This is a genomic window from Bartonella florencae (assembly GCF_000312525.1).
Taxonomy (GTDB): Bacteria; Pseudomonadota; Alphaproteobacteria; order Rhizobiales; family Rhizobiaceae; genus Bartonella; species Bartonella florencae.
In genome coordinates this window covers 468999-495820 of record NZ_HE997451.1, presented here as the reverse complement: position 1 = coordinate 495820, position 26822 = coordinate 468999, and the positions used below count along the sequence as shown (strand labels likewise).

General features: G+C 40.5%; 21 protein-coding genes and 1 other RNA gene. All 22 read left to right on the top strand.

Annotated features, from left to right (window positions below):
- Positions 1 to 400: 400 nt before the first annotated feature.
- Positions 401 to 802 (top strand): hypothetical protein, encoded by a 402-nt coding sequence (locus BN202_RS02250; RefSeq protein WP_051013492.1) that lies wholly within the window; start codon positions 401 to 403, stop codon positions 800 to 802.
- Between the two features lie 858 nt (positions 803 to 1660).
- Entirely contained in the window at positions 1661 to 2170 is a 510-nt protein-coding gene (locus tag BN202_RS02245) for a lytic transglycosylase domain-containing protein (protein ID WP_019218897.1), read from the top strand.
- A gap of 86 nt (positions 2171 to 2256) precedes the next feature.
- Positions 2257 to 2648: RNase P RNA component class A (gene rnpB / locus BN202_RS09240), an RNA gene on the top strand.
- 275 nt (positions 2649 to 2923) lie between these two features.
- Entirely contained in the window at positions 2924 to 3922 is a 999-nt protein-coding gene (rsmH, locus tag BN202_RS02240) for a 16S rRNA (cytosine(1402)-N(4))-methyltransferase RsmH (RefSeq protein ID WP_034987076.1), read from the top strand.
- Positions 3919 to 4323: a cell division protein FtsL gene (gene ftsL / locus BN202_RS02235; RefSeq protein ID WP_019218895.1), complete on the top strand. Its 405-nt coding sequence runs from the start codon at positions 3919 to 3921 to the stop codon at positions 4321 to 4323. The genes rsmH and ftsL overlap by 4 nt, the downstream gene beginning before the upstream one ends.
- Positions 4323 to 6065: a peptidoglycan D,D-transpeptidase FtsI family protein gene (locus tag BN202_RS02230; protein WP_019218894.1), complete on the top strand. Its 1743-nt coding sequence runs from the start codon at positions 4323 to 4325 to the stop codon at positions 6063 to 6065. The genes ftsL and BN202_RS02230 overlap by 1 nt, the downstream gene beginning before the upstream one ends.
- Before the next feature lie 23 nt (positions 6066 to 6088).
- Positions 6089 to 7540: a UDP-N-acetylmuramoyl-L-alanyl-D-glutamate--2,6-diaminopimelate ligase gene (locus BN202_RS02225; RefSeq protein WP_019218893.1), complete on the top strand. Its 1452-nt coding sequence runs from the start codon at positions 6089 to 6091 to the stop codon at positions 7538 to 7540.
- On the top strand, positions 7537 to 8958 hold the full coding sequence (locus tag BN202_RS02220; RefSeq protein ID WP_019218892.1) for a UDP-N-acetylmuramoylalanyl-D-glutamyl-2,6-diaminopimelate--D-alanyl-D-alanine ligase: 1422 nt from the start codon (positions 7537 to 7539) through the stop codon (positions 8956 to 8958). Before BN202_RS02225 ends, BN202_RS02220 begins: the two co-directional genes overlap by 4 nt.
- Positions 8959 to 8982: 24 nt before the next feature.
- Complete coding sequence (gene mraY, locus BN202_RS02215) at positions 8983 to 10053, top strand: phospho-N-acetylmuramoyl-pentapeptide-transferase (protein WP_019218891.1); 1071 nt, start codon at positions 8983 to 8985, stop codon at positions 10051 to 10053.
- A 4-nt stretch (positions 10054 to 10057) separates the two neighbouring features.
- Entirely contained in the window at positions 10058 to 11458 is a 1401-nt protein-coding gene (gene murD, locus BN202_RS02210) for a UDP-N-acetylmuramoyl-L-alanine--D-glutamate ligase (protein ID WP_019218890.1), read from the top strand.
- Positions 11459 to 11590: 132 nt separating this feature from the next.
- Complete coding sequence (locus tag BN202_RS02205) at positions 11591 to 12745, top strand: FtsW/RodA/SpoVE family cell cycle protein (protein WP_019218889.1); 1155 nt, start codon at positions 11591 to 11593, stop codon at positions 12743 to 12745.
- Positions 12738 to 13874, top strand: a complete 1137-nt coding sequence (gene murG / locus BN202_RS02200; RefSeq protein ID WP_019218888.1) for an undecaprenyldiphospho-muramoylpentapeptide beta-N-acetylglucosaminyltransferase — start codon at positions 12738 to 12740, stop codon at positions 13872 to 13874. The genes BN202_RS02205 and murG overlap by 8 nt, the downstream gene beginning before the upstream one ends.
- Positions 13858 to 15270: a UDP-N-acetylmuramate--L-alanine ligase gene (murC, locus tag BN202_RS02195; RefSeq protein WP_019218887.1), complete on the top strand. Its 1413-nt coding sequence runs from the start codon at positions 13858 to 13860 to the stop codon at positions 15268 to 15270. The genes murG and murC overlap by 17 nt, the downstream gene beginning before the upstream one ends.
- Positions 15263 to 16240 (top strand): UDP-N-acetylmuramate dehydrogenase, encoded by a 978-nt coding sequence (gene murB / locus BN202_RS02190; RefSeq protein WP_019218886.1) that lies wholly within the window; start codon positions 15263 to 15265, stop codon positions 16238 to 16240. Before murC ends, murB begins: the two co-directional genes overlap by 8 nt.
- Positions 16241 to 16480: 240 nt before the next feature.
- Positions 16481 to 17401, top strand: coding sequence for a D-alanine--D-alanine ligase (locus BN202_RS02185; protein WP_019218885.1), 921 nt, complete (start codon positions 16481 to 16483; stop codon positions 17399 to 17401).
- Positions 17389 to 18300 (top strand): cell division protein FtsQ/DivIB, encoded by a 912-nt coding sequence (locus BN202_RS02180; RefSeq protein ID WP_019218884.1) that lies wholly within the window; start codon positions 17389 to 17391, stop codon positions 18298 to 18300. Before BN202_RS02185 ends, BN202_RS02180 begins: the two co-directional genes overlap by 13 nt.
- Positions 18297 to 19598 (top strand): cell division protein FtsA, encoded by a 1302-nt coding sequence (gene ftsA, locus BN202_RS02175; protein ID WP_019218883.1) that lies wholly within the window; start codon positions 18297 to 18299, stop codon positions 19596 to 19598. Before BN202_RS02180 ends, ftsA begins: the two co-directional genes overlap by 4 nt.
- Before the next feature lie 69 nt (positions 19599 to 19667).
- Complete coding sequence (gene ftsZ, locus BN202_RS02170; protein WP_019218882.1) at positions 19668 to 21431, top strand: cell division protein FtsZ; 1764 nt, start codon at positions 19668 to 19670, stop codon at positions 21429 to 21431.
- Between the two features lie 212 nt (positions 21432 to 21643).
- Entirely contained in the window at positions 21644 to 22516 is an 873-nt protein-coding gene (gene lpxC, locus BN202_RS02165) for a UDP-3-O-acyl-N-acetylglucosamine deacetylase (RefSeq protein ID WP_019218881.1), read from the top strand.
- 169 nt (positions 22517 to 22685) lie between these two features.
- Positions 22686 to 23579: an outer membrane protein assembly factor BamD gene (locus BN202_RS02160; protein ID WP_019218879.1), complete on the top strand. Its 894-nt coding sequence runs from the start codon at positions 22686 to 22688 to the stop codon at positions 23577 to 23579.
- 7 nt (positions 23580 to 23586) lie between these two features.
- Entirely contained in the window at positions 23587 to 25248 is a 1662-nt protein-coding gene (gene recN, locus BN202_RS02155) for a DNA repair protein RecN (RefSeq protein ID WP_019218878.1), read from the top strand.
- A gap of 131 nt (positions 25249 to 25379) precedes the next feature.
- Positions 25380 to 26819, top strand: coding sequence for an NAD-dependent DNA ligase LigA (gene ligA / locus BN202_RS02150; protein ID WP_019218877.1), 1440 nt, complete (start codon positions 25380 to 25382; stop codon positions 26817 to 26819).
- The last annotated feature ends 3 nt before the right edge of the window (positions 26820 to 26822 follow it).

The window sequence follows — 26822 nt, the reverse complement described above, 5'->3', positions numbered from 1 at the left end:
CGGCTTATAATTTTTTTTGTGTTTTTTTGTATAGAAGGTGATAAGAATTTCTTGTTGTTTAGGACATTTTATTCCATAGCAAGAGTATTGCATCGGTTATCTTAGTGGTCGATGCGAGAAGACGATCGGGGAACCTCCTCCCCCCCCCCGCGTGGATCCCCTAGATTGTCTGGCTTGGCTGGGAAAATTCTCAGCCAAGCTTTTGGGAAATTGATCTTGAGGGTTTTATAAAATATTATGAAAGTGGTTGGGTATACGGTGTTTCTGGGCGTGTCAGTGGTGTCTCACATAATTTTGACTGCTTATGTTTTCTGTATTTCAATAATTAGAAGGTTGTTTTCATTAAAGGTTTAGCGCTTTATGGCTATTCATTTTGTGTGTTGTGATCTTTAGGTAAGAGATGATGGAGTCTAGTGGGCGTCGTGTTTTTTTCATTTTATTAGTTTTTTTTGCTTTTTTTGCTAGCCTTTTTGCTTCTCGAAATGTTGCGGTTCGTCATTTTTTGTTTAATCGCTCTTTTTCTTCTTCATTTGAGCATATTTTTTCTTCATCCCAGATTAATATTACAGAGGAAGCGTTTTTAGAGAGATTGGCAGTGTTTTTTCCAGATATTATTGTACGTCTTTCTAAGCTGAGTTCTGAGCAACAAAAAAAAATTATTGAGCAAGTGCGCTGTGACATGATTGCTTTTGCTTTTGCGAATGGTCACAACAGTGAACAGGCTCAGAAATTGGGTAGAATTGTTGCTGTGGTTTTATCAAAAGCGATTTCTCATCCTTCTGTCTCTGGAAGTTATTTTTAGTTATTTCTTTTAAAAATTATGCGTTTATAGTTTTTCCTAAAGTTGTAAAAGGTCTGTAGAGGATTTATATCATGTATTTTTATATTGAGGGAAAAGGCGATAAAATGCTTGCTTTCCTTTTTTTTACAGATCTTGCAATGTTTATTCACTAGATGATTTTTAAAGGTAGCGAAGTGATATCTAAGGGTGAATGGAGTTATAATAGGGGGGTAAGATGGGTATTTTTAAATACTATATTTTATCAAACTTTTAAAAAAGATAGAAATAATTGTTAACTGTGCTAAGCGACCTAAAAGCGAGCATTTTGATACATATTTATTTGCATTCCATTGGAATGATTTATTTTGGTAAATAGCTTTTCTCGGATCATTTTTTACAGATGTTTTTTGTTTATTGCCCATAGGGAAGTTGGTGTAGATTCCTTTTCTTTATTAGGTGTTTTGCAGTATCCAGAGTGTTTGCTAAGAGAGCTTTAGTGTGTGTCGCTTTTGTGGCGATTGGGGAATTGATTTCAATAAAAGGTTTTAAAAATTCTCTATAAGAAATGGCAGTGGTATTTTTGATGCTGTTTTTGCTATAAATAAATAATGTAGTAGTTTTATTCAGAAAATAGAAAAATATATCGCCTTTTTAGTAGATTTAAATTTCCGTTATAGTTTCTTTATGTTTCTATATTTTACGAGATAAAGAGACATATATTTTATAATGTAAGAATTTTTTTCTATTGCAAAAAAATAACTTGAAATTGTCTTAATATTTTCATTTTTGAGCCGCTCTTTAGCTTTTTTTTTCTGTAGAATGCGTCTGCAAAGTCATTGCGGCTAGGGTTTGAAAATGTCTTAAATGAAGAGAAGGAAAATGCAATTTTTGAAAGTTCTTTTAAGTACAGCATTTGCTGTATTTTTTACGTTGGATATAAATTTTGCTCATATCGTCTTAAATGTTGCAGGATCAACTGAAAATTCAGGGAATATTTCTGATAAGATTTCTGTTCGTCCTTATGAGAATCTTATTCAGAAATTTGCAAATAAATACAATGTTCCTGTTAATTTAGCACATGCTGTTGTAAAAATTGAAAGTAATTATAAAGCACGTACAAAGGGAGCTGCTGGTGAAATAGGTTTGATGCAAATTAAACCTTCTACGGCACGAGGGTTAGGATTTAATGGCTCTGTACAAGATCTTTACGATCCTGCAACAAATCTTGAATATGGTATGCGTTATTTGGCACGGGCATATAAACTCAGTGGCGGCAAAACCTGTGGCACAATTCTTAAATATAATGCAGGTCATGCGGCAAAAAAAATGAATTCCGTTTCGGCAAAATATTGTTCAAGAGTAAAAACTTATTTGGCTTCATTAAAATAAAAATGAGTTTGAAGGTAATGTATTTGCTATAAAATCTCTTGAGTATACTATTTTCACTTGATGAAAAATGTTTTATAAATAGCTTGTCAGTCGGCTGGGCAGCCGCGCTTGTCCAATATTGAAATGTGGCAGGTGAGGAAAGTCCGGGCTCCGCGGAAAAACGGTGCCGGGTAACGCCCGGCGGGGGCGACCCTAGGGAAAGTGCCACAGAAAGTAAACCGCCTATTTTTATAGGTAAGGGTGAAAGGGTGGGGTAAGAGCCCACCGCGCATTCAGTAATGAATGTGGCAAGGTAAACCCCACTGGGAGCAAGACCAAATAGAAATGACGCGCAAGATTTAAGCTTGCAGCTGGTTTCCGAGCGAGTCATTCGGGTAGGTTGCATGAGGCGGATGGTAACATCCGTCCTAGATGAATGGTTGCCATATAAAGTGTAAACTTTATTATACAGAACCCGGCTTATAGGCCGACTGATCTTTTATTACTGAATGCATTTTGTGCATTGTATATTGTCAACTTTATACAGAGGTTTTTTCTATAAAAACGGTGCTTTTGAAAGATGCATTTAAACAAAAAGCTTTTTAAAAATCATAACATTTCTTTAATTATAATGCGTTAGAATATGCGTTGGTTTAACTTGAGCTTTATTTTCTTTCATTGTGAGATGTGGAAGATAACGCTTTGGTTATGTCTTATATCAGTTACTATCAGAGAACTGTTGATTTTAAACAACATAAATCAAGACGGATTATTTTGACAGAACAAGGTCACAGAGCTGAACGCCATATTCCAGTGTTGTTACAGCCGGTTTTAGCTGGGCTTGCGCCATTGGCTGGGGCAAAAGTGATTGATGGTACCTTTGGTGCTGGTGGTTATACGCGTGCTTTGTTAAATGCAGGTGCCCAAGTTATTGCTCTTGATCGCGATCCTTACGCTATTTCTGCGGGACAGTCGCTTGTTGATGAATTCTTTCCACGACTTCGTTTGGTGCAGATGGAGTTTTCAAAATTGGAGTGTGTGGTTGAAGAGAAGGTAGATGCAGTTATTTTGGATATTGGTGTCTCTTCAATGCAGCTTGATGAAGCTAAGAGGGGATTTTCTTTTCAAAGAGATGGCCCCTTAGATATGCGAATGGCTCAGACAGGTTTTACTGCCAGTGATGTTGTAAATCATTTAAAAAGTAGTGAGTTAGCAAGAATCTTTAAAATCTTAGGAGAAGAACGCTATGCAGGCCGAATTGCACGAATGATTGAAAAACGCCGCTCTGTTCAACCTTTTTTGCGTACAAGTGATCTTGCACATGCCATTGAGGTGTTGGTGGGGCATAAAAGCAGTGAGCGTATTCATCCTGCAACGCGTGTATTTCAAGCTCTTCGTATTTATGTGAATGATGAAATGGGTGAACTTGCACGCGGTTTATTTGCTGCTGAACGTATTTTGAAACCAGGAGGTCGTTTGGGAGTTGTGAGTTTTCATTCTCTTGAAGATCGCATGGTCAAAAGATTTTTTTCTGCACGTTCAGGAGAGCATGTAAGATCGCGCTATCTGCCTGAAATAAAGAAAGTTCCAGCAATATTTTCTCCTTTGTTCAAAGGTGTGATCACTGCAAATCAAGAAGAACTCCAACAAAATCCTCGTTCACGTTCTGCAAAGTTGCGGATTGGTGTACGCACACAGGCGAAGAGTCCTGCTGCAGATATGAAATTATTTAGTTTAGCAGAAATTCCTCGTTTTGAAGGCAGCAAGAAATGACAGTTTTTCGTACATTTGATATGATTTTAGTGATGATTATGATTTGTATGGCAGGTCTTACTTATAAGGTAAAGTATGATGTCCAAAGGCGAATGAGCGAAATCCGTCGTCTTGAATATGAAATTGCTGCAGCAAAAAATACGGTGAGTTTACTTCATGCTGAATGGGCTGTGATGATAGAGCCTTCACGCATGCAAAAACTTGCAAAACGTTATCAAGAAGAGCTCGGGTTAGAGACTATACAGCCTCATCAAGTTGTGGAGTTTAAGGATATTCCAGTACGTGTACATGATTCCATTGAAGAAGTGATTAAACAAAATATTTTGGAGGAGGGGCAAGATATTTTGGCAAATAACCGTGCTTCTCAGGGAAAGCGCGTTGTGCAAAAAGGCGTGCGGTGATGACATCATACTTTCTATTTTCGCAAAAGAAAAAGTGCTTAGATAACCAGTACGATATTCATAACTTTCCCGTTCGTCGCCCCTTTTCTGGTCGTTCACGCTTGCTTTTTTCGTTGTTCTGTTTTTTAGCCTTATATGGTGTTATGGGAGCGTGTCTTATTTCTTATGGGCTTGAAGGTGGGCAGATTGAAGAAGCAAAAGGGCCAAGCGTGCTTCAATTGACTGCTCGACCTGATATTGTTGATCGTAATAACCGTTTATTGGCAACGGATATTAAAACTTATTCGCTTTTTGCTGAACCACGACGTATTATTGATGTGGATGAAACGATTGAATTGCTCTCAACAGTTTTGCCTCATCTCAATTGGCAGGAGACTTATAAACGTCTTAAAAAAAAGTCTAGCTTTTCTTGGATTCAGCGTGGATTAACGCCAAAGCAAAAAACAAGGATTATGGCTCTTGGTATTCCAGGTATTGGTTTTCGTACGGAAATTCGTCGTTTTTATCCAAGTGGATCTGTCGTTTCACATATTCTTGGCATGGTGAATGTTGATAATCAAGGCATAGCTGGTATGGAAAAATATATTGATGATGCTGGCTTGAGTGCTTTGCGTGCTGCTGGTCTTGCAACAGAAGAATCATTAAATCCAGTGCAGCTTTCAATTGATGTGCGACTTCAGACCATTGTGCATGATGAACTTATACAAGCAATGAAGCGTTATAAAGCAATTGCTGCGGGAGCTGTTATTTTAAATATCCACACTGGTGAAGTTTTGGCTTTGGCATCACTACCAGATTTTGATCCTGGAAATCCTGTTGATGCTTTAAAAAGTGATCGCTTTAATAGAATGACCGCTGGAACTTTTGAAATGGGATCGATCATTAAGAGTTTTACAACTGCAATGGCACTTGATTCAGGTCTTTTTCATTTAAATAGCGTCATTGATGCTTCACAGCCTATTCAGGCAAGTAAAAATTATTTTATTCGTGATTTTCATGGAAAAAATCGTCCTTTAACATTGCAGGAGGTTTTTATTTATTCCTCCAATATTGGTTCTGCTAAAGAGGCTTTGGCGATAGGAATTGATGGACATCGTGATTTCTTAAAACGGCTCGGTTTACTTGATCGATTGACGATAGAATTGCCTGAGGTTGCTCATCCTGTAGTTCCACACCATTGGAAGGATATTCATTCTATGACGATTTCTTTTGGACATGGTATGGCAACAACACCTTTGCAAACAGCAGTAGGTGCTGCTGCTCTCATGAATGATGGTTGGTGGATTGTTCCTACCCTTTTAAAACGTACAAAAGAACAAGCTTTGCAACAAGCAAAAAAAGTTTTACAAACCAAGACGAGTCAAAATATGCGTTATCTTTATAAGTTAAACAGTGATATTGGTTCTGGGCGCAATGCAAAAGTAGAAGGGTATCGCATTGGTGGTAAAACTGGAACTGCCGAAAAAGTTGAAAATGGAAAATATTCGAAAACAAAAAATTTTAATAGTTTTCTTGCTGCTTTTCCTATTGAGAATCCTTCTTATGTTGTTTTAACAATTATCGATGAACCGCAGCCTGAAAATGGGCAGCGTTCGGCAACAGCAGCAATGAATGCAGGACCAATGCTTGCTAATATTATTCGACGTTCAGCAAGTTTTTTGGGAGTAAAACCAGATTTTGAAAAAGAATACGAACCTATTTTGACGACAAAAAACAGTTCAAGATTTGTAAAGCAACGGTAAAATTAATATAAAGGTGCGTTATTATGTTGTTTGGAACAGTTTTTACAGAGTGTCTTGAAGATCAAAATCTTTCTTCAATGGAAATAACAGGAATAACTGCAGATTCTCGGCAAGTTTTGCCAGGCTATGTTTTTGTCGCTATTAAAGGAAATCAAGGTGATGGCAAACACTATATCAATGATGCACTAAAACGTGGTGCAAGAGCAATCGTTACAGATTATAGTGTTGTTGTTGAAAATTTATCTGTTCCCCTTTTACGTGTCGATAATGTTCGCCACAGTTTAGCGATTGCTGCTGCACGTTTTTACGGTTCTCAACCTGAAACAATCGTTGCTGTGACAGGGACAAGCGGAAAAACATCTGTTGTTTCTTTTCTCCGGCAAATTTGGAATCATGCTGGATTATGTGCCGCCAGTATAGGGACGGTGGGTGTGGTTTCTCCCCACCGGAATGATTATGGTTCCCTCACAACACCTGATCCAGTCATTTTACAGCGTCTCCTTTCTGAAATTGCCCGTGAAGGTGTTACACATGTCGCTCTTGAAGCGTCTTCGCATGGACTTGATCAAAGCCGACTTGATGGGGTTCATTTAACAGCTGGCGCCTTTACCAATTTAGGACGTGATCATATGGATTATCACAGGTGCGTAGAAGATTATTTACGTGCTAAAATGAGATTATTTGAGGCGCTTTTGCCGCAAGATGCTCCTGCTGTGATTTTTGCCGATGATGTTTATTCGCAAAGGGTTATTGATTTTGTCACAAAAGCACGCCGTCGTGTTTTAACAATTGGGCGTAAAGGGCAGTTTATCACCATTAATCGGGTTGAGCATCAGCGTTCAAAACAATGTGTTGAATGTCGGATGGAAAACGATATTTATACGTTTGATTTGCCTTTAGCTGGAGATTTTCAAGTTACCAATGCCCTTATGGCGGCGGGACTGGCAATTACAACAGGTCTTTCTCCTGATAAGGTCTTTGCTTCTTTGGAAAGTTTGCAGGGGGCGCCTGGTCGGTTAGAATTGGTGGGAAAAACGGAAAATAATGCTCCTGTTTACATTGATTATGCACATAAACCAGAAGCTTTAGAGCAGGTATTGCTCTCTGTTCGTCCCTTTACGCAAGGACGTTTGATTCTTGTTTTTGGTTGTGGAGGGGATCGCGATAAAGGAAAAAGACCTTTGATGGGAAAAATTGCAGAAAATAAAGCTGATATTGTTATTGTAACGGATGATAATCCTCGCACAGAAATACCAGAAAAAATTCGTCAGGATATTTTACAAGCAGTACCAAAAGCCATAGAAATAGCGGATCGTGGTGAAGCTATTACTTATGCGGTTGGACTTTTAAGAGCAGGGGATACATTAATTATTGCCGGAAAAGGTCATGAAAATGGCCAGATTATAGGACAAAAGACACATCCTTTTTCAGATCGGTTGAAAGCAATTCATGCTTTACAGGAACGGATTACATGACAGCTTTATGGGATAAAAAAGCACTTGTGGCTGCAATGGGGGGCTTTGTAGTGGGGGATCTGCCAGAAACTTTTTCTGGGGTTTCTATTGATAGTCGTACTTTAGAAGAAGGCGATATTTTTTTCTGTATTAAAGGTCATAATCTTGATGGTCATGATTTTGCTAAGCAAGCTTATGAATGCGGTGCAGGCGTTCTTATTGTTGCGGAAAATCGTTTGGCTGATATGGAAGCAATCTCCGCTCCACTGATTGTTGTTCCTGATGTTTTACAAGCTTTAGAAAAACTTGGGAAGGCTGCACGTAAACGCTCAAAGGCTAAAATTATTGCAGTAACAGGATCGGTAGGGAAAACAACAATAAAAGAAGCCCTCAAACAAGTGCTGACAACTGTTGGAAGGGTTCATGCTAATTCTGCTTCTTTGAATAATCACTGGGGCGTGCCCCTTACCTTGGCGCGAATGCCTGCCGAGAGTGATTATGGTATTTTTGAAATTGGTATGAATCATAAGGACGAAATTCGCCCTTTGGTTAAGTTGGTTCATCCGCATGTTGTTCTCATTACGCGTATTTCTGCTGCACATATGGGATTCTTTAAGAGCCTTGAGGAAATTGCAGAGGCAAAAGCTGAAATTTTTGAAGGCTTAGATAAGGATGGTATTGCTGTTTTAAATGCAGATGATGATTTTTTTGCTTATTTGGTGCAAAAAGCACAGCAATGGGGCGTGAAAAAAATCTTAAGCTTTGGTGAGACTGAAAATTCTGATTATCAGGTCAAAGATATACGTCTTCTAACGGATTCCTCCTCTATGGTCGTTCGTATTTTGGGTCAAGATAAAGCAATTAAAATTGGAGCTCCTGGACGGCATATTGTACAAAATAGTTTAGCTGTTCTGGCTGTTTGTGATGCCGTTGGTGCTGATTTGGAGCCTGTTTTACTTTCTTTAAGCTATTTTTCTCTTCAAAAGGGGCGTGGTGTTCGTTATCGATTGTCTTTGCCAAATGGGGGCGAGTTTTCTTTAATTGATGAAAGCTATAATGCCAATCCTGCATCTATGCGTGCTGCTCTTGATTTGCTTGCAACAGGCCCAGTAGGGGGGAATGGTCGGCGAATTGCTATTTTAGGTGATATGCTAGAATTAGGCGTTTATACTGAAAAGCTTCATCGTGATTTAGTAAAGCCAGTACGTCTTTCTGGTGCTAATCCCGTTTTTTTATTTGGTGAGGCAATGAAGTTTTTAGCCACGGATCTTTCTGCATATGTAAAGGTTTATTATACTGAAAATGTTGAAAAAATTTTACCGCTTATTTTGGCAGAAATTTCCGTTGGAGATCTGCTTATGGTTAAGTCATCTAATAGTCTTTATTCATCAGATATCGTGAGGGCACTGCTTGATCGCTATAAAGTGGTTTCTCTATAATTTTTATATAGGTTTTTTTATATCATGATGCTGTTTTTGTCTTCGTTTAGTGACTGGCTTCCAGGAGTTAGTGTTTTTCGTTATATTACTTTTCGCACGATAGCAGCGATGCTCACATCGGGGCTCATTGTGTTTTTGTTTGGTCCTAGCATTATTGCTTCTCTTAAATTGCGGCAGGGAAAAGGGCAGCCCATTCGCGCTGATGGTCCCCAGACACATTTTAAAAAGGCGGGAACGCCTACCATGGGTGGATTGATGATCTTAACCGGTACTGTAGTCTCAGCGCTTTTGTGGTGTAATTTATCGAATATTTATTTTTGGGTATCGCTGCTTGTTATGCTTTCTTTTGGGGCTATTGGTTTTTATGATGACTATCTTAAGGTTACAAAACAAACCCATAAAGGATTTTCAGGTAAGGCGCGGTTAAGTTTAGAGTTTTTGGTTGCGGCAATTGCTGCTTTTACACTCTTACAAGTTGGCTCGCCTGGATTAGCTTTGCCCTTTCTAAAAGAGTATTTTATCAATTTGAGCTGGTTTTTTATTCCTTTTTCTGCTTTTGTTATTGTGGCAACGGGTAATGCAGTTAATTTAACCGATGGTCTTGATGGTCTTGCTATTGTTCCTGTGATGGTTGCGGCCTTGTCTTTTGCCTTAATTGCTTATCTATCTGGCAATATCAATTTTGCTGATTATCTACAAATTCATTATGTGTCGGGGACAGGGGAATTGGCTGTTTTATTGGGAGCTGTTGTTGGTGCAGGCCTTGGCTTTTTATGGTTTAATGCACCGCCAGCAGCTATTTTTATGGGAGATACGGGTTCATTGGCTCTTGGAGGACTTTTGGGTGTTGTTGCTGTCGCCACCAAGCACGAAATTGTTTTGGCTCTTATTGGTGGGCTTTTTGCTCTGGAAGGGTTTTCTGTTGTTATCCAAGTTGCTTATTTCAAATTAACAAAAAAACGTGTGTTCCTTATGGCGCCTATACACCATCATTTCGAGAAAAAAGGCTGGACTGAAAGCCAAATCGTGATACGCTTTTGGATTATTTCGATTGTTCTTGCTTTGATTGGTCTTTCAACACTTAAATTGCGGTAAAGTTTTGATTTCTGTTGCTTGTTATAAAGGTCAAAAATTTGCCCTGTTTGGGTTAGGGCGATCAGGGTTGGCTACTGCCCAAGCTTTGATGCGTGGTGGTGCAGAAGTGGTTGCTTGGGATGATAATCCTTCCAGTGTACAAGAAGCATTCCAGCAAAATATTCCAACAAGAGATCTTCGTCATGAGAATTGGTCAGAGTTCTTTGCATTGATTTTAGCTCCTGGCGTTCCTCTCATGTATCCAAAGCCTCATTGGGTTGTTGAAAAAGCACGTAAAGCGAATATAGAAATTATTGGTGATATTGAATTATTTGTACGTGCACGGAATCATTTTTTACAGCATTGTGGTTTTTGTGATAGGGACGTTCCTTTCATTGCTATTACCGGCACGAATGGGAAGTCGACAACAACAGCTCTGCTTGCTCATTTGTTAGAAAAAATGGGCTATGATGTGCAGATGGGCGGAAATATTGGAACGGCAATATTGATGCTTAAGCCATTTATTAAAAAACGTATTTATCTGATTGAGTGTTCATCTTTTCAAATTGATCTTACCCCCTCTCTTCAGCCAACTGTTGGTCTTTTATTGAATTTAACACCTGATCATATTGACCGTCATGGTAGTTTTGCAAATTATGTGCAAGCCAAAAAGCCTCTCGTTTTTGGAGCTGCCCATGCTGTTATTTCACTGGATGATGCGGCTTGTCAGGATTTGTATCAACAACTGCTTGATGAGGGGCATTCCGTTGAGGCAGTCTCTAAGGAACATTTTGTTGAAAATGGTTTTTGTGCAGACGGAACGAAGCTCTTTTTTGTTTGTCAAGGACAGCGTTATATGCTTGCAGATCTTGCGTCTATGACTGCATTGCGCGGTCGTCATAATGTGCAAAATGCTCTTATGGCATTAGCAACATTGCAGGCTTTAAAAATAACCGATCCACATATGGAAGAGCATTTAGCAAGTTATCAAGGGTTGGCGCATCGTATGCAGCAAGTGCACAAAATTGGATCAGTTTTGTTTATTAATGATAGCAAGGCTACCAATGCAGATGCAACAGCTCCTGCTCTTTCTACTTTTCATGATATTTTTTGGATTGTTGGGGGGCAGGCAAAAGAAGGTGGCATTGATTCTCTTAGAGGATTTTTTCACAAAATTCACAAAGCCTATTTGATTGGAAGTGCAGCAGAAGAATTTGCTGGTGTTATTGGTTCTTCTTTTCCTTTTTCGATGAGTTTAACTTTGGAAAATGCAGTGCACGAAGCCTTTGTTGATGCAATGCGTTGCAGGGCAAAAGAAGTTGCTTTGCTTTTTTCACCTGCTTGTGCAAGCTATGACCAATTTAAAAATTATGAAGAGCGTGGAGAAGCATTTATTTCTTTGGTTATGCAGTTAAAAGCAACATAAATTTTAAAAAAGCTTTTTCACGTTAATATTCCAGAATCTTTTTTCGTGTAATTCAGTCTTTGAAGTGTTTTGCTAAAAGAGTGGGAAACCATATCACTTTGCTTGGAATTATGAGAAAATAAGGTGGATATAATGGTTACGCGTGCAGATAGAGATCCAATTGCGAATTGGTGGTGGACAATTGATCGCTCTATCTTCGCGTCTTGTTTGATTCTCATGGGGATTGGTATTATGCTGTCTTTTGCTGCTAGCCCCACCATTGCAAAAAAAATTGGAATGGCTGATAGTTTTTATTTTGTTCGCTGGCATATTATTTTTAGTATTCCGGCGTTTTTTACAATGGTGACTATTTCTTTTTTCTCTCTCCGTAATATTCGCCGTTTATGTGCCCTTTTACTCGTTGTAACGCTTGTTCTTATGGTTGCAACCTTGTTCTTTGGTCCAGAATTAAAAGGAGCACGGCGCTGGATCCCTCTCTTTGGTTTTTCTGTACAAGCTTCAGAGTTTATGAAACCAGCTTTTGTGGTGATGTCTGCTTGGCTTTTTTCCGAGCAGATAGGAGGTAGAGCTATTCTTGGCTACACACTTGCTACTGTACTTTATGCTTTTTGTTGTGTGCTTCTCGTTTTACAACCTGATATTGGTCAGACAGTTTTAATAAGTGCTACATGGGGCGGTCTGTTTTTTGTTGCTGGTGTCCCTCTTACGGCTATTTTCTTCTTTATCATGTTAGGTATTGGAGGAATTGTTTTTGCCTATTTTTCTCTTCACCATGTGCGAGAACGTATTAATGGTTTTTTGACAGGTGAAGGTGATACCTTTCAAGTGGATGTGGGGCGTGAGGCTATTTTGAATGGCGGGTGGTTTGGCCAAGGTCCTGGAGAAGGAACCGTGAAACGTATCATTCCAGATAGCCATACAGATTTTGTGTTTTCCGTTGCTGCTGAAGAATATGGTATTATCCTTTGTTTCTTTATTATGATGCTTTTTGCCTTTATTGTTATGCGTTCCTTATACATAGCGTCGAATACACGTGATTCATTTATACGTCTTGGGATTACTGGCATAGCAATGATGATTGGTTTTCAATCAGCGATCAATATGGCAGTGAATCTTCATTTGATTCCTCCAAAGGGTATGACATTGCCATTTATTTCTTATGGTGGTTCATCTATGGTGGCAATTGCATTTTCAATGGGAATTTTGCTTAGTTTAACACGTCGCTGGCCAGAGGCTCGCCTTTCCGCTTTTTCTTCTCCTTCTATCTTGGATACTTCTTATGACTGATAAAAAAGTTATTGTTTTAGTGGCTGGTGGTACCGGTGGACACCTTTTTCCTGCTGAAGCCCTTGCTGTTGAATTAAGGGGGCGAGGATATGATGTTCATTTGGCAACAGATGAAAGGGCTCAATGTTATGTACGCAGCTTTGATAAAGAGCACACACATATTATTTCATCGGCAACATTTACACGACGTCATCCTTTTGCATTGATAAAAACATTTTTGGCCTTGTTAAGGGGAATGTGGCAATCATTGACACTTTTTTATAAACTGCGTCCTGTTCTTGTGGGGGGGTTTGGTGGTTATCCTAGCTTTCCTCCTCTTGTTGCTGCTGCTTTAATGCGGCGCGTAACATTTATTCATGAACAAAATGCCGTTATGGGACGTGCTAATCGGCTATTGGCACGTTTTGTCCATGCCATAGCAGGTGGTTTGTTATCACAAGATAAGAGTTACGCGCATAAAATATTTTTGACCGGAAATCCTGTGCGTGAGACTGTTCTCAAAGCAGCAGAAATTCCTTATCATCCTTCTAAAGGTGGTGAGCCATTTCATTTTTTGGTCTTTGGTGGTAGCCAAGGGGCTTCTGCTTTTTCACGAATTGTTCCTGAAGCAATTGCTTTGTTGGATGATGAGATACGTAAACGTTTACGAATTGTTCAGCAAGTTCGAGGTGAGGCTGAAGAATTGATAAAAACTTATCATCAGATGGGGGTGCAAGCAGAAGTTGCCTCTTTTTTTGATAATATGGCTGAGCGTATGGCCTGGTCTCATTTCATTTTATCACGTGCTGGTGCTTCATCTGTTTGTGAAATCGCTGTGATTGGTCGGCCTGCTTTGCTTATTCCTTACCCTCATGCTTTAGATCATGATCAGGCAGAAAATGCAGCACTGCTCGCTCGTGGGGGAGGTGCAAAAATTGTGTCAGAAAAAGATTTAAGTGCACAAAAACTCGCTGCTCTTTTAACACAAGCTTGTTGTATGCCGCACTTATTGGAAAAACAAGCACTTTCTGCAAAAAAAGTTGGACAACCTCATGCAACCAGACGGCTTGCTGATATGGCTCAAGCCCTGATTGAGGGACAATCGTTGTCAGATATAAAGGAGGAGTTTTTTGATGAAAATGCCGCTTAATATAGGCGTTATCCATTTTGTGGGAATCGGGGGGATCGGTATGAGTGGAATTGCTGAGGTTTTTCATAATTTTGGCTATAAAGTTCAAGGATCAGATCAAGTTGATAGTGCAAATGTTGAACGTTTAAGAAAAAAAGGAATTAACATTTTTATAGGTCATAATCCTCAAAATTTAGGGGAGGCAGAGGTTGTTGTTTTTTCTACTGCCATTAAAAAAACAAACCCTGAATATATTGCTGCAAAAGAGCGGCATTTGCCGCTTGTAAGGCGTGCGGAAATGCTAGCGGAGCTCATGCGATTTCGTCGGGCAATTGCTGTTGGTGGTACGCATGGTAAGACGACAACTACATCAATGATAGCTGCACTGCTTGATGCAGGTCATTTTGATCCGGTGGTGATTAACGGCGGTATTATCAATGCTTACGGTACGAATGCTCGTATGGGTGAGGGTGATTGGATGGTTGTTGAAGCCGATGAAAGTGATGGCACGTTTTTAAAGTTGCCTGCTGATATTGCCGTTGTTACCAATATTGATGCTGAACATTTGGATCATTACGGGAGCTTTGATGCTGTGCGTCAGGCTTTTCGAAAATTTATAGAGAATGTGCCTTTTTATGGTTTTGCGGTTTTATGCCTCGATCATCCAGAAGTTCAGTCGTTGGCAACCCGTATTGATGATCGATGGGTGATCACTTATGGGGTAAATCCACAAGCGGATGTTCGCTTTCTTAATCTTTCAATGGATGGTCAAAAAACGCATTTTGATGTTCTGATTCGTTCGCGGAAAACAGGGAAAAAGACTGAATTAAAAAATTTGCTTTTGCCAATGTCTGGGACGCATAATGTTTCTAATGCGACGGCGGCGATTGCTATTGCCCATGAACTCGGCATCTCAAATGAATCTATAAAAAAAGGCTTAGCAAAATTTGCTGGAGTAAAACGACGTTTTACCCAAACGGGCAGTTGGCATGGCATTGTAATATTTGATGATTATGGGCATCATCCTGTTGAAATAAAGGCTGTTTTATGTGCAGCACGGGAGAGTGCAAAAGGGCGCGTGATTGCGATTGCACAACCACATCGTTATTCACGGTTGCGTAATTTATTTGATGACTTTGCTGCTTGTTTTAATGATGCAGATACAGTGTTGATTACGCCTGTTTATGCCGCTGGGGAAGAACCAGTTGCTGGTTTTGGGGCTAAAGAATTGGTAGAACATATTAAAATGGCAGGTCATCGTGATGTGCGTTTGATTCATTGTCTTGAAGATGTTGTATCAATTGTTTCTACTTTTGCTAAGGCAGGAGATTATGTTGTTTTTCTTGGTGCTGGCAATATCACACAGTGGGCTTGTGCATTGTCTCATCAGTTAGCGGTATTGGATAGTAATGATTAATTTTCAACGCGTTGATGGTAAATCCCTGTTAGCACGGTTACAACCGCTGCTTTGCGAAATAAAAGGTAAACTTACGCCGAATGTTGAGATGCGTAAGGTGACGTGGTTTCGCACAGGTGGGTTGGCGGAGCTCTTTTACCAGCCTGCTGATGAAGCTGATTTAGCTCTCTTTTTGAAAAATTTACCTGAGTTTGTGCCGGTAACAATTGTCGGAATCGGTTCTAACCTTCTCGTACGCGATGGGGGGGTTCCTGGCGTTGTTATTCGTCTTTCGCCAAAAGGTTTTGGACAAGTGCAGCAAGTTTCTGCAAAGCGTTTTTTGGTTGGTGCTGCTACGGCGGATAAACATTTAGCAACGGCAGCGTTAGAAGCCGAAGTTGCAGGTTTTCATTTTTATTATGGTATTCCTGGTAGTCTTGGAGGAGCACTCAAAATGAATGCAGGTGCTAATGGTGTTGAAACAGCAGCGCGTGTTGTTGAGGTTTATGCACTTGATCGTCAAGGACAGCGCCATACCTTGAGTTTAAAGGATATGCATTATTCCTATCGTCATTGTGATCTTCCTGAAGATCTTATTTTCACGGCCGCTTTGTTGGAAGGTGAAGGAGGAAAGCAAGACAATATTCGTGCTGCTATGGATGAAGTTGCACTTCATCGGGAAACGGTACAGCCTATTCGTGAAAAAACAGGTGGATCAACTTTCAAAAATCCTGAAGGTACATCTGCATGGCGTGTTATTGATGAAGCAGGATGCCGTGGTTTGCAGATTGGTGGAGCGCAAATGAGTGAAATGCACTGTAATTTTATGGTCAATACAGGGCAAGCAACAGGCTATGATCTTGAAGCTTTGGGGGAAACAGTACGTGCACGTGTTTTTGCGCATTCGGCACATCTTTTACAGTGGGAAATACAACGCATTGGTCAATTTGAACAAGGCCGTATTGTTCCTTCTTTTGATCCCTTTCATTGATTGATTCAGAGATATAAAAAAGCACAAATAAAAAATTGAGTCATTTCAAAGAGATAATGAAAAAATCCATTAAGAATCAATAAATTAACAAAGAAACTCTTGCATCATACGCTTGAGTCTGATTCATTATGAAAAATGCTAGGTTATTGATTCGTAAGGATAAAACTTAGTGTTTTCCGTATATGGTGTTTGTCGATTCTATGTAATCTATATATAGTATGCATAAGGGGATAAGTTATTATGAAAGATAAGCATATAGCTGTCTTAATGGGGGGATTCTCTTCTGAGCGGTCTGTAAGTTTATCTTCAGGTGCTGCGTGTGCTGATGTTCTTGAAGCGCAGGGGTATTGTATAAGCCGTGTGGATGTTGATGGTCATATCGCTTCTGTTCTTGAACGATTGCAGCCTGATATCGCTTTTAATGCATTGCATGGGCCATTTGGTGAAGATGGTCGTATTCAAGGAATTCTTGAATATTTGAAAATTCCTTATACTCATTCTGGAGTGATGGCATCAGCGTTGGCGATGGATAAGGGGCGTGCAAAAATTATTGTTGCAAGTGTTGGGGTTTTTGTTGCGCCTTCTTGTATTATGAGCCGCTTTGCTGTTGGGAGGGCGCATCCTATGGAGCCTCCTTATGTTATTAAGCCTGTGTGTGAAGGGTCGAGTTTTGGTGTTGTGATTGTAAAAGAAAATGAATCTGCGCCGCCACACAATATCGTGGGAGATGAGTGGGTTTATACGGATGAAGTTATGGTTGAAAAATATATTCCTGGTCGCGAACTTACTTGTGCGGTTTTAGGAAATGAAGTGCTGGATGTTTGTGAAATTATCCCTGATCCACACTTTCAGTTTTATAATTATGACTCAAAATATAAAACTGGTGGCTCTCTTCACGTTTGTCCTGCAAAACTTTCACTAAATATTTACCAAAAGGTGCAAAGAATGTCTTTAGCTGCACATCAGGCGATAGGTTGTCGAGGTGTTAGCCGTTCTGATTTTCGTTTTGATGAGGAAACGGGGGAATTGGTTTGGCTTGAAATTAATACACAACCCGGTATGACACCTACCTCTCTTGTTCCTGATATTGCAAAGGCAAGTGGTCGTAGTTATGGCGATCTTGTTCAGTGGATGGTGGAGGACGCGTCGTGTATGCGTTGAATGTTAATAAGACAAATGTTTTGATGGAGGTGCCGTTCGTGCCAACTTTGCCACGACTTTATCGTCGCTTTCTTCGGTTTATGTTTGAATTTTTCTTTATAAGTGTTCATGTTCCACGCCATTTGGGCTCTTTTTCTGTTGTATTATTTTTCTTTGTTATAGTTTTTTATGGGCTTTCATCAAGTGGTCAGATGGGAATGATGATGAAGGCAGCAGTGTCTGATATTGGTTTTGTGGTTACTGATGTTGAAATTAGCGGTAATAAACGCTTGCTAAAACAGGAAGTTTTAAAAGAATTAGGATTTGAGAAAGATCAATCTATTTTCACTTTTCATGTTGATAATGCGCGTTCCCTTTTAGAAAAACAGGCTTGGGTTCAATCGGCTAATATTCAAAAGATTTATCCCAATAAAGTGCGTATTTCAGTTGTGGAGCGTGAACCCTATGCAATTTGGCAACATGATGGTGTGATGGATATTGTTGATAGTACAGGTCGTATCATTGTGCCCTTTAAAGGAGGGGGTACTCAGGGGCTGCCTCTTATCGTTGGGAAGGGGGCGCAAAATTCTGCCAAAATGTTTCTTCAAGCGCTATCAGTATACCCAGAACTGTACAACCGTGTCCGTGCTTTTGTACGTGTAGGTGATCGGCGTTGGGATCTTGTCTTGGATAGTGGTGTGCGTGTTATGTTGCCTGAACAGGGGGCGCTTGAAAGGCTTGCTTCTTTGATCGAGATAAATACAGCGCAAGATCTTTTTGCTCGCGATATTCTTAGTATTGATTTGCGTCTTTCTGATCGCATTACTGTTTCTTTGTCAGATGAGGCGTTGGAGCTTCGTGGTGTTGCTGTGGCAGAAAAAGAGCGCATTTTAAAAGCGCGAAAGGCAGGCAGCCTATGATGCTATTCAGATCACCTCATGTGGGGGGACGTAAAACACGTTTTTTGACGGTGCTTGATGTTGGCTCAAGTAAGATTGTTTGTCTTATTGCTTGTTTGCGTCCTTTGAAGCATGCGCACTATTTACATGGTCGTACGCATTCTATGGAAATTTTAGGCTTTGGAGTACAACGTTCTCGGGGCATTAAATCTGGTGTTGTGATGGATATGTTTGCTGCAGAGCAATCCATAAGATTGGCTGTTGATGCGGCAGAAAAAATGGCAGGTTTGGTGGTGGATTCGGTGATTGTGAATTTTTCTTCAAGCCGATTACAAAGTGAGCTTATCAATAGCGTGGTACGTTTGAATGGTCGTGAAGTAACCAAGCGTGATGTACGGGTGGTGTTTTCAGATGTCTCGCGCAAAGCTTTTGATGCTGAACGTCATGTTATGCATTCAGTTCCGGTCTCTTATGTACTGGATGGGGATAGGGGAATTTCTGATCCAATTGGAATGACTGGGGAATTGTTTGGTGTCGATGTGCATGTGGTAACAGCAGAGACTGCAGCTTTGCGTAATTTAGAAACTTGTATTAATCGGGCACATTTGAGTGTTGAAGCAATGGTGGCAACTCCTTTTGCAAGTGGTCTTGCTGTTTTGATGAATGAGGAAGCGCATTTAGGTGCGGCATGTATTGATTTTGGTGGTGGAATAACAACCTTTTCAGTGTTTTTTGAGGGGAAATTTGTTCATGCCGATGCTTTGGCAGTTGGTGGGCAACATGTGACGCTTGATGTTGCGCGCGGATTCTCTATGTCTCTTACTGAGGCAGAACGTTTAAAAGTTGTCTATGGCTCAGCACTTCCTTCAAGTGCTGATGAGAGGCATATGATTAGTGTGGCGGAGATTGGTAGTGAACAGCGTGAAACGCAATATCCTCGTGCTGTTCTTGGTCGTATTATTCGTGCACGTGTTGAAGAAATCTTAGAAATGGTACGTGATTGTTTAAATCGTTCTGGTTTTGGTCACATTATTGGTAAACGTGTTATTTTGACTGGGGGAGCAAGCCAGTTAACAGGATTGCCAGAAATGGCACGTACTATATTGGGAAGAAATGTTCGTATAGGGCGGCCTTTAGGTATTTCGAGGCTTCCTTCTCTTGCAAAAGGGGCGGCGTTTACATCTGCTGTTGGATTGTTAATTTATCCGCAATTGGTTGGCTTTGAAGAAAAAACAATGCAGGCGGCAGTGAATCATTTATCGACAGGCACGCGAGGGTATTTTCAGCGTGTTGGTCAGTGGTTGCGTGAGAGTTTTTAGTTAAGTCTATTGAGGTTAAGTTAAATTGCATCGCTTGGGCTTGCGATGTCTTATGAGAAGGAAAAGAAAATGACGATTAATCTGCATCGGCCAGATATCGCGGAATTGAAGCCACGTATTACCGTTTTTGGTGTTGGCGGTGGTGGTGGGAATGCCGTGAATAATATGATTAATGCTGGTCTTCAGGGAGTTGATTTTGTTGTTGCAAATACAGATGCACAGGCTTTGGCTATGTCAAAGGCTGAACGTGTTATTCAACTTGGTGCAGCCGTTACTGAAGGTCTAGGTGCTGGCGCTTTGCCAGAAGTTGGACAAGCAGCTGCAGAAGAATGTATCGATGAAATTATTGATCATCTAGCAGATTCCCATATGGTTTTCATTACTGCTGGTATGGGAGGAGGTACTGGAACCGGAGCCGCACCTGTAGTGGCTCGTGCTGCGCGTGAAAAAGGTATTTTGACCGTTGGTGTGGTAACAAAACCATTTCAGTTTGAAGGGGCACGCCGTATGAAAACGGCAGAGGCTGGTATTGAGGAGTTACAAAAGTCTGTTGATACATTAATTGTTATTCCTAATCAGAATCTTTTCCGTATTGCCGATGAAAAGACGACTTTTGCGGATGCTTTCGCTATGGCTGATCAAGTGCTTTATTCTGGTGTTGCTTCCATTACGGATCTCATGATTAAAGAGGGGCTTATTAACCTTGATTTTGCTGATGTTCGTTCTGTTATGCATGAAATGGGGCGCGCAATGATGGGGACTGGTGAAGCATCTGGTGAAGGTCGTGCTTTAAATGCTGCTGAGGCTGCTATTGCAAACCCGCTCTTAGATGATACTTCTATGCGTGGTGCTCGTGGCTTGCTCATTTCTATTACGGGTGGTCGTGATATGACTCTCTTTGAAGTAGATGAAGCTGCTAATCGTATTCGCGAAGAAGTGGATGCAGATGCGAATGTTATCTTTGGTGCCATTGATGATGAGTCACTAGAGGGGGTTATTCGTGTATCTGTGGTTGCAACGGGTATTGATCGTGAGGTGAATGAGGTGATCCAGCCTTCTCATCCTCAAATGCAAAGACCTGCAGCTTCGATGCGTAAAAGCGATTCTGGAATGCCACAAAGCTCTTTTCATGTTCAGTCGTCTCCTTTGCGTTCTGAGTCAATGGTAGAAGTGATTGAAGCTCTTGAAATAGAAAAAAGCAAATCGACGGGAGAACAGTTTCGTCCTAAAAGTCAAATTTTTCCACAGCCTGCGGATGCTGCTGTTGCGCGAAATAGCAATACCTCTCCTTATGGATCAAATGCTGTGCATGGGCAAATGTCAAATGCGCCACGTATGCAAGTAGGTCGTGGTTCGCAGTCCTCTATGGTTGCACCAGTCAGTATGGAGGCAACGGCCCATATTCTTGACGAGATGGCAGAAGTTGTGCAGCAGAAAGAAGAAAAGCAACTACAACAAAGACAAACGCAAGCGCGTTCTCCTATGCGTATGCCTGAGTTAAAGGATTTCCCTCCTGTTGCACAGAGCCAACGGGAGAGGTTAATGGCTAGCGAACAGGGGCCTCGTAATCTTTGGCAGCGTTTGAAACAGAGTTTGACACATCGTGAAGAAGCTGAGCCAGAAGCCAGACTAGAGCCTGCTGTAAAACCTTCTCAGCAGCAGGAAATGCATGGCTATAATAAAAAGTCTCAGGCACTTTCTCAAGATGCTTCTGTGTATGTTCCTCGTCGTTCTGGTGAGTTACATCCTCACGTACCGCAAGATCAGCGTACTTTTATAAGTGAAGAAGATCAATTAGAAATACCAGCGTTTTTGCGTCGTCAAGTAAATTAATTGCTGAAAAGTGAGGGAAAGAAAAATTTGAGTGTCTCTTGACATATTGCGTAAAAGCTTTGGTGAGTGAAGTATAATGCGCTTGTGAGAAAAATATTCTGCTTTTTATAAACCCGCTTAGTAATAAGCGGGTTTATTATTTGCTATGAATCTCATTTTTATGGTTTTATAATTGTTTTAAAGACGTAAAAATAGTTTAGTGAAGTGACGTGATGACGTTGGGGCAAAAATATCAGTCTACTCTTAAAAAAGCTGTGACATTTGAGGGATATGGTGTTCACAGTGGGTGTTTTTCTGTGGTGAAGGTTTGCCCAGCTGAGGTAGGTCATGGTATTGTTTTTAAGCGTTGTGCACTGAATGGAACAGAACAGAGATTTCAAGCGCATGCATCGCAAATAGGAGCCACTGAATTGTCAACAGTGCTTGGGCATGGCGAGTTCAGAATTGAAACAATAGAACATTTGATGGCTGCAATTGCTGCTTATAATTTGGACAATCTTATTATTGAAGTGTCGAGCCATGAGATCCCTATTTTGGATGGTTCTGCTTGGCCGTATTGTCAAGCTTTTGAGGAAGTTGGCATTATACAGCAAAATGCTTTGCGTTCTTATTTCATTATAAAAAAGCCTCTACGGATTGAAGGAGCCCATGGTATGGTAGAGTTTTTGCCGTTTGATGGACGTCGTTTTGATATCACGATCTCTTTTTCTTCTGCTGTTATTGGTAAACAACATTTTAATTTTGATCTCACTCCAAAGGGATTTCGAGATGATTTGTCGCGTGCACGTACTTTTGGTTTTGTTAAAGATGTAGAAAAATTATGGGTTTCCGGAAAGGGGATAGGTGCCTCTTTGGAAAATTCTCTTATTATTGGTGTTGATGACAAAGTCATGAATTCACAGGGGCTTTATTGGAAAAATGAATTTGTTCGGCATAAAATGTTGGATGCGATTGGTGATACCACTTTGCTTGGTAGCCCTTTTATTGGATTATTCCGTTCCTATTGCAGTGGGCATAGAATGAATTCGCAATTGGTAAAAGCCATTTTAGCAGATGAATCATGTTATGAAGAAAGCTTTTTATAGGGGGATAGAAAAAATTGAAAAGATTTTCTTAAGAATCTGCTTGATTTTTAAGGGGATGATTGATCTTAAGTTACTAAATTGGTTAGTGGATTTTAAAGTGATATGGTATAAAAACTTTTAATAAATGATTTTTGCTATAAGGTGACATTCTCTGGAGGCCCGAAGGACTATGACAAAATCTCATGTATGTATTGAAAAGCTTGCATATAGGAAATCTAACATTGTACGTAAGATATTGGGGGTGGCGCTTTTAGGTAGTACCTGCATGTTAGCGGGATGTCTCTTTAAAGAGAAAAATACCCTCAATCCATCTGCTTATGTTTTAAAAATGGATCCACCAGATGTTCTCTATAATCAAGCACTGGCTAGCTTTGAGAGCGGACGGCTTGGAGATGCTGCGAAGAAATTTCTTATGATTGAAAAACAGTATGCTTATACTGATTGGGGATCTAAGTCTTTAGTGATGGGGGCTTTTACAAATTATCGACTGGGCAAATATGATGATTCAATTAGTATGGCACAGCGCTATATTACTCTTTATCCAGGGGCAGATGATTCGGCTTATGCCTATTATATTATTGGTCTTTCTTCTTTTCGCCGGATTCCTGATGTTACACGCGATCAGCATGATACGAAACGTGCTATTGCTGCTATGCAGCTTCTTATAGAGCGCTATCCAAATTCTGAGTATGTCAAGGATGCAAAAGATAAAATACGTTTTGGCCGAGAACAGCTCGCTGGTAAAGAGATGCAGATTGGCCGTTATTACGAAGAAGGGCGGCGTTATCTTGCTGCAAGTAGAAGGTTTCGTACAGTTGTTGAAGAGTATTCCGATACAAATCAGGTTGAAGAAGCGCTTTTCCGCTTAACAGAGGTTAATCTTGCTCTTGGCTTAACAGCAGAAGCGCAGACGGCAGCAGCTATTTTAGGACGTAATTATCCCAAAAGTGAATGGTATAAGTTTTCTTATAATTTATTACAAAAGAATAGAATATCGCCACAGGAGCATAAATCTTCTTGGATCTCACATGCTTTAAGTGGTGAGAAGAATAGGGCACGTTGATTTTCTCATGCTGGTACAGCTTTCGATTCATAATATTGTTTTGATCGAAACGCTTGATATTCATTTTACAGCGGGATTATCAATTTTAACTGGTGAAACGGGGGCTGGGAAGTCTATTTTACTTGATGCTTTATCGTTGGCTCTTGGTGGGCGTGGTGATGCTTCGCTTGTGCGTCATGGTGCTGATCGTGGACAGGTGACAGCTGTCTTTGATGTTCCTGTTTCACATCCTGTGCGTCAGCTTATTCGTGAGAATGGTTTTGATGATGAAGGCGATATCATTTTACGGCGTGTGCAATCGAGCGATGGGCGGAGTCGTGTTTTTATTAATGATCAGGTGGCTAGCGTTTCCTTAATGCGTCATGTTGGCCGTCAGTTGGTTGAAATCCATGGCCAGCATGATGATCGTGCACTTGTTGATGTTGCTACACATCGTCAGTTATTAGATGCTTTTGGGGATCTTGAAGTTGACGTGGAAAATTTACGTCAATGTTATCGGGTATGGCATGAATGCGAAGAGCGTTTGCAACAACAGCGTCTTAAAGTAGAGAATGCAATGCGCGAGATGGATTATCTTCGAGCGTGTGTGGAAGAACTTGAAAAGCTTGATTTTCAAGTTGGTGAGGAGGAGGCTCTTTCTCTTCGTCGTGCGGATATGCTTAAATTAGAAAAAATAGCGACGGATATTAAGGAAGCTGATGATCTTTTAAGTGGTCAAAAATCGCCAATTCCAGTGCTTTCCAATTTGGTGAGGCGTTTGGAGCGGAAAATTCCTGAGGCAGAAGAGCTTATTGCGCCTGTGGTAAAATCTATTGACGATGCGTTGCATGCACTTGCAATAGCACAGGAAGGGATTGAAGCGGCAATGCGGGCATTGGATTTTGAACCTGATGAGTTGGAACGGATAGAAGAACGCCTTTTTATGCTTCGTGGTTTTGCTCGTAAATATCAAGTCTCTGCGGATGAATTGGTTCAGTTGCGCGATAAAATGGATGCTGAACTTACTGATTTTGAAGAGGCTCAGAACACATTAACGCGTTTTGAAGATGAAGCAGGGCAGGCAAAGAAAAATTATGATACATTAGCGCAGGCCTTAACAATAAAGCGTCGAGAGACAGCAAAGCATTTATCGGAAAGTGTTATGGTTGAATTGCCGGCATTGAAATTGGAAAAGGCAGAATTTATTGTTGAAATGCAGACTGATGTTGAAAGACGTAGTGCAGAGGGGTGTGATCGTATCGAATATTGGGTGCGGACCAACCCTAGAACTCGGGCTGGCCCTATGCTGAGTGTTGCTTCTGGTGGTGAATTGTCTCGTTTTTTATTGGCATTAAAGGTTGTGTTATCTGATCGCGGATCAGCTCCTACACTGATTTTTGATGAAATTGATACAGGTGTTGGTGGAGCTGTTGCTGCTGCCATTGGGCGGCGCTTGCAGCGTTTGTCGGAAAAGATTCAGGTTTTTGCTATTACACATGCGCCCCAAGTCGCGTCAAAAGCACATAGTCATTTCCTTATTTCAAAGATTGAAAGTGATGATAAGGGGCGCTTTATCACGGCTATTCATAAAATGGAAAAGCAGGAGCGTGCAGAAGAAATTGCTCGTATGTTGGCAGGAGAGCAGATTACTGAGGAGGCGCGAGCTGCTGCTCAAAAGCTTCTTGCATAAAGGTTAAGTGATTTAACGATAAAATATTGCTTATCAATTATTTTACTGACGAGTGTGTGCTCATTTAAATTCACTTCATGATAAAGAGTTGAGATTTTTATAGCTATAGCCCATCATTTGGAATAGATTTTATGAACAAGGACGGAATTAAAAACCTCACTGCTCTTGAAGCAGAAAGTGAATTAGAGTGGTTAGCAAAAGAAATTGCACGTCATGATGTGCTTTATAATCGTGACGACCAACCTGAAATTTCTGATGCAGAATATGATGCTTTGCGCCGTCGTAACGCAGAAATTGAAACTCTTTTTCCTGAACTCATTCGTGCTGATTCTCCTTCATATAAAATTGGAGCACCGGTTTCAGAAAAATTTGAAAAATCTGTTCATGCACAGCCCATGCTTTCACTTGATAATGCCTTTAATTCTGAAGATGTCACTGAATTTGTTGAACGTGTGCGTCGCTTTTTACGGCTTCCCGAAACACAATTATTGGAAATAACAGCGGAGCCAAAAATTGATGGTTTATCTTTGTCTTTACGCTATGAAAAAGGGCAGCTTGTGCGTGCCACAACGCGTGGTGATGGAACTGTCGGGGAAAATGTTACGGTAAATGCACGAACAATTTCTGATATTCCAAAAGTTTTACAAGGCAAATTTCCTGATATTCTTGAGGTTCGTGGTGAAGTTTATATGGGACGAGAAGATTTCCAAGCTTTGAATAGCAATCAACAGAAAAAAGGCAAATTAATCTTTGCCAATCCTCGAAATGCGGCCGCTGGTTCACTCCGTCAACTAGATTCACGGATAACTGCTCGTAGAAAGCTGCAATTTTTTGCTTATGCTTGTGGTGAAGTGAGTGAAATATTTGCAGAAAGTCAAATGGAAATGATGAAAAAACTCAAAGAATGTGGCTTTGTTATCAATCCATTGACAAAAGTTTTTCAGACAGTAGAGGAGATCATTTCCTATTATCATGATATTGAAGAACGCCGTCATACCTTAAGCTATGATATTGATGGCACTGTTTATAAGGTTAACGATTTGATGCTGCAAAAGCGTTTGGGATTCGTTTCTCGTTCGCCACGTTGGGCTATTGCACATAAATTTCCAGCAGAAAAGGCTATGGCATTTTTGGAAGCTATTGATATTCAAGTGGGGCGCACTGGAGCATTAACCCCTGTTGCGCGTCTTACTCCTATTACTGTTGGTGGGGTGGTGGTTACCAATGCCAGTTTGCATAATGAGGATTATATTAAGGGCATTGGCCATAAAGGGGAGCCCATTCGTGAGGGGCGTGATATTCGTATAGGCGATACGGTAATTATACAACGTGCTGGTGATGTAATTCCTCAAGTTGTTGATATTGTTGAGGAGAAACGACAAAAAGATTCTTCTGCTTTTGTTTTTCCTCATCTCTGCCCTGCTTGTGGGAGTCATGCTGTTCGTGAAGATGGAGAAGCTGTGCGTCGATGTACTGGTGGGCTTATTTGTCCTGCACAAGCGATTGAGCGTATTCGTCATTTTGTGGCACGCAATGCCTTTGATATTGAAGGCTTGGGAAAAAACNGGTAGAGT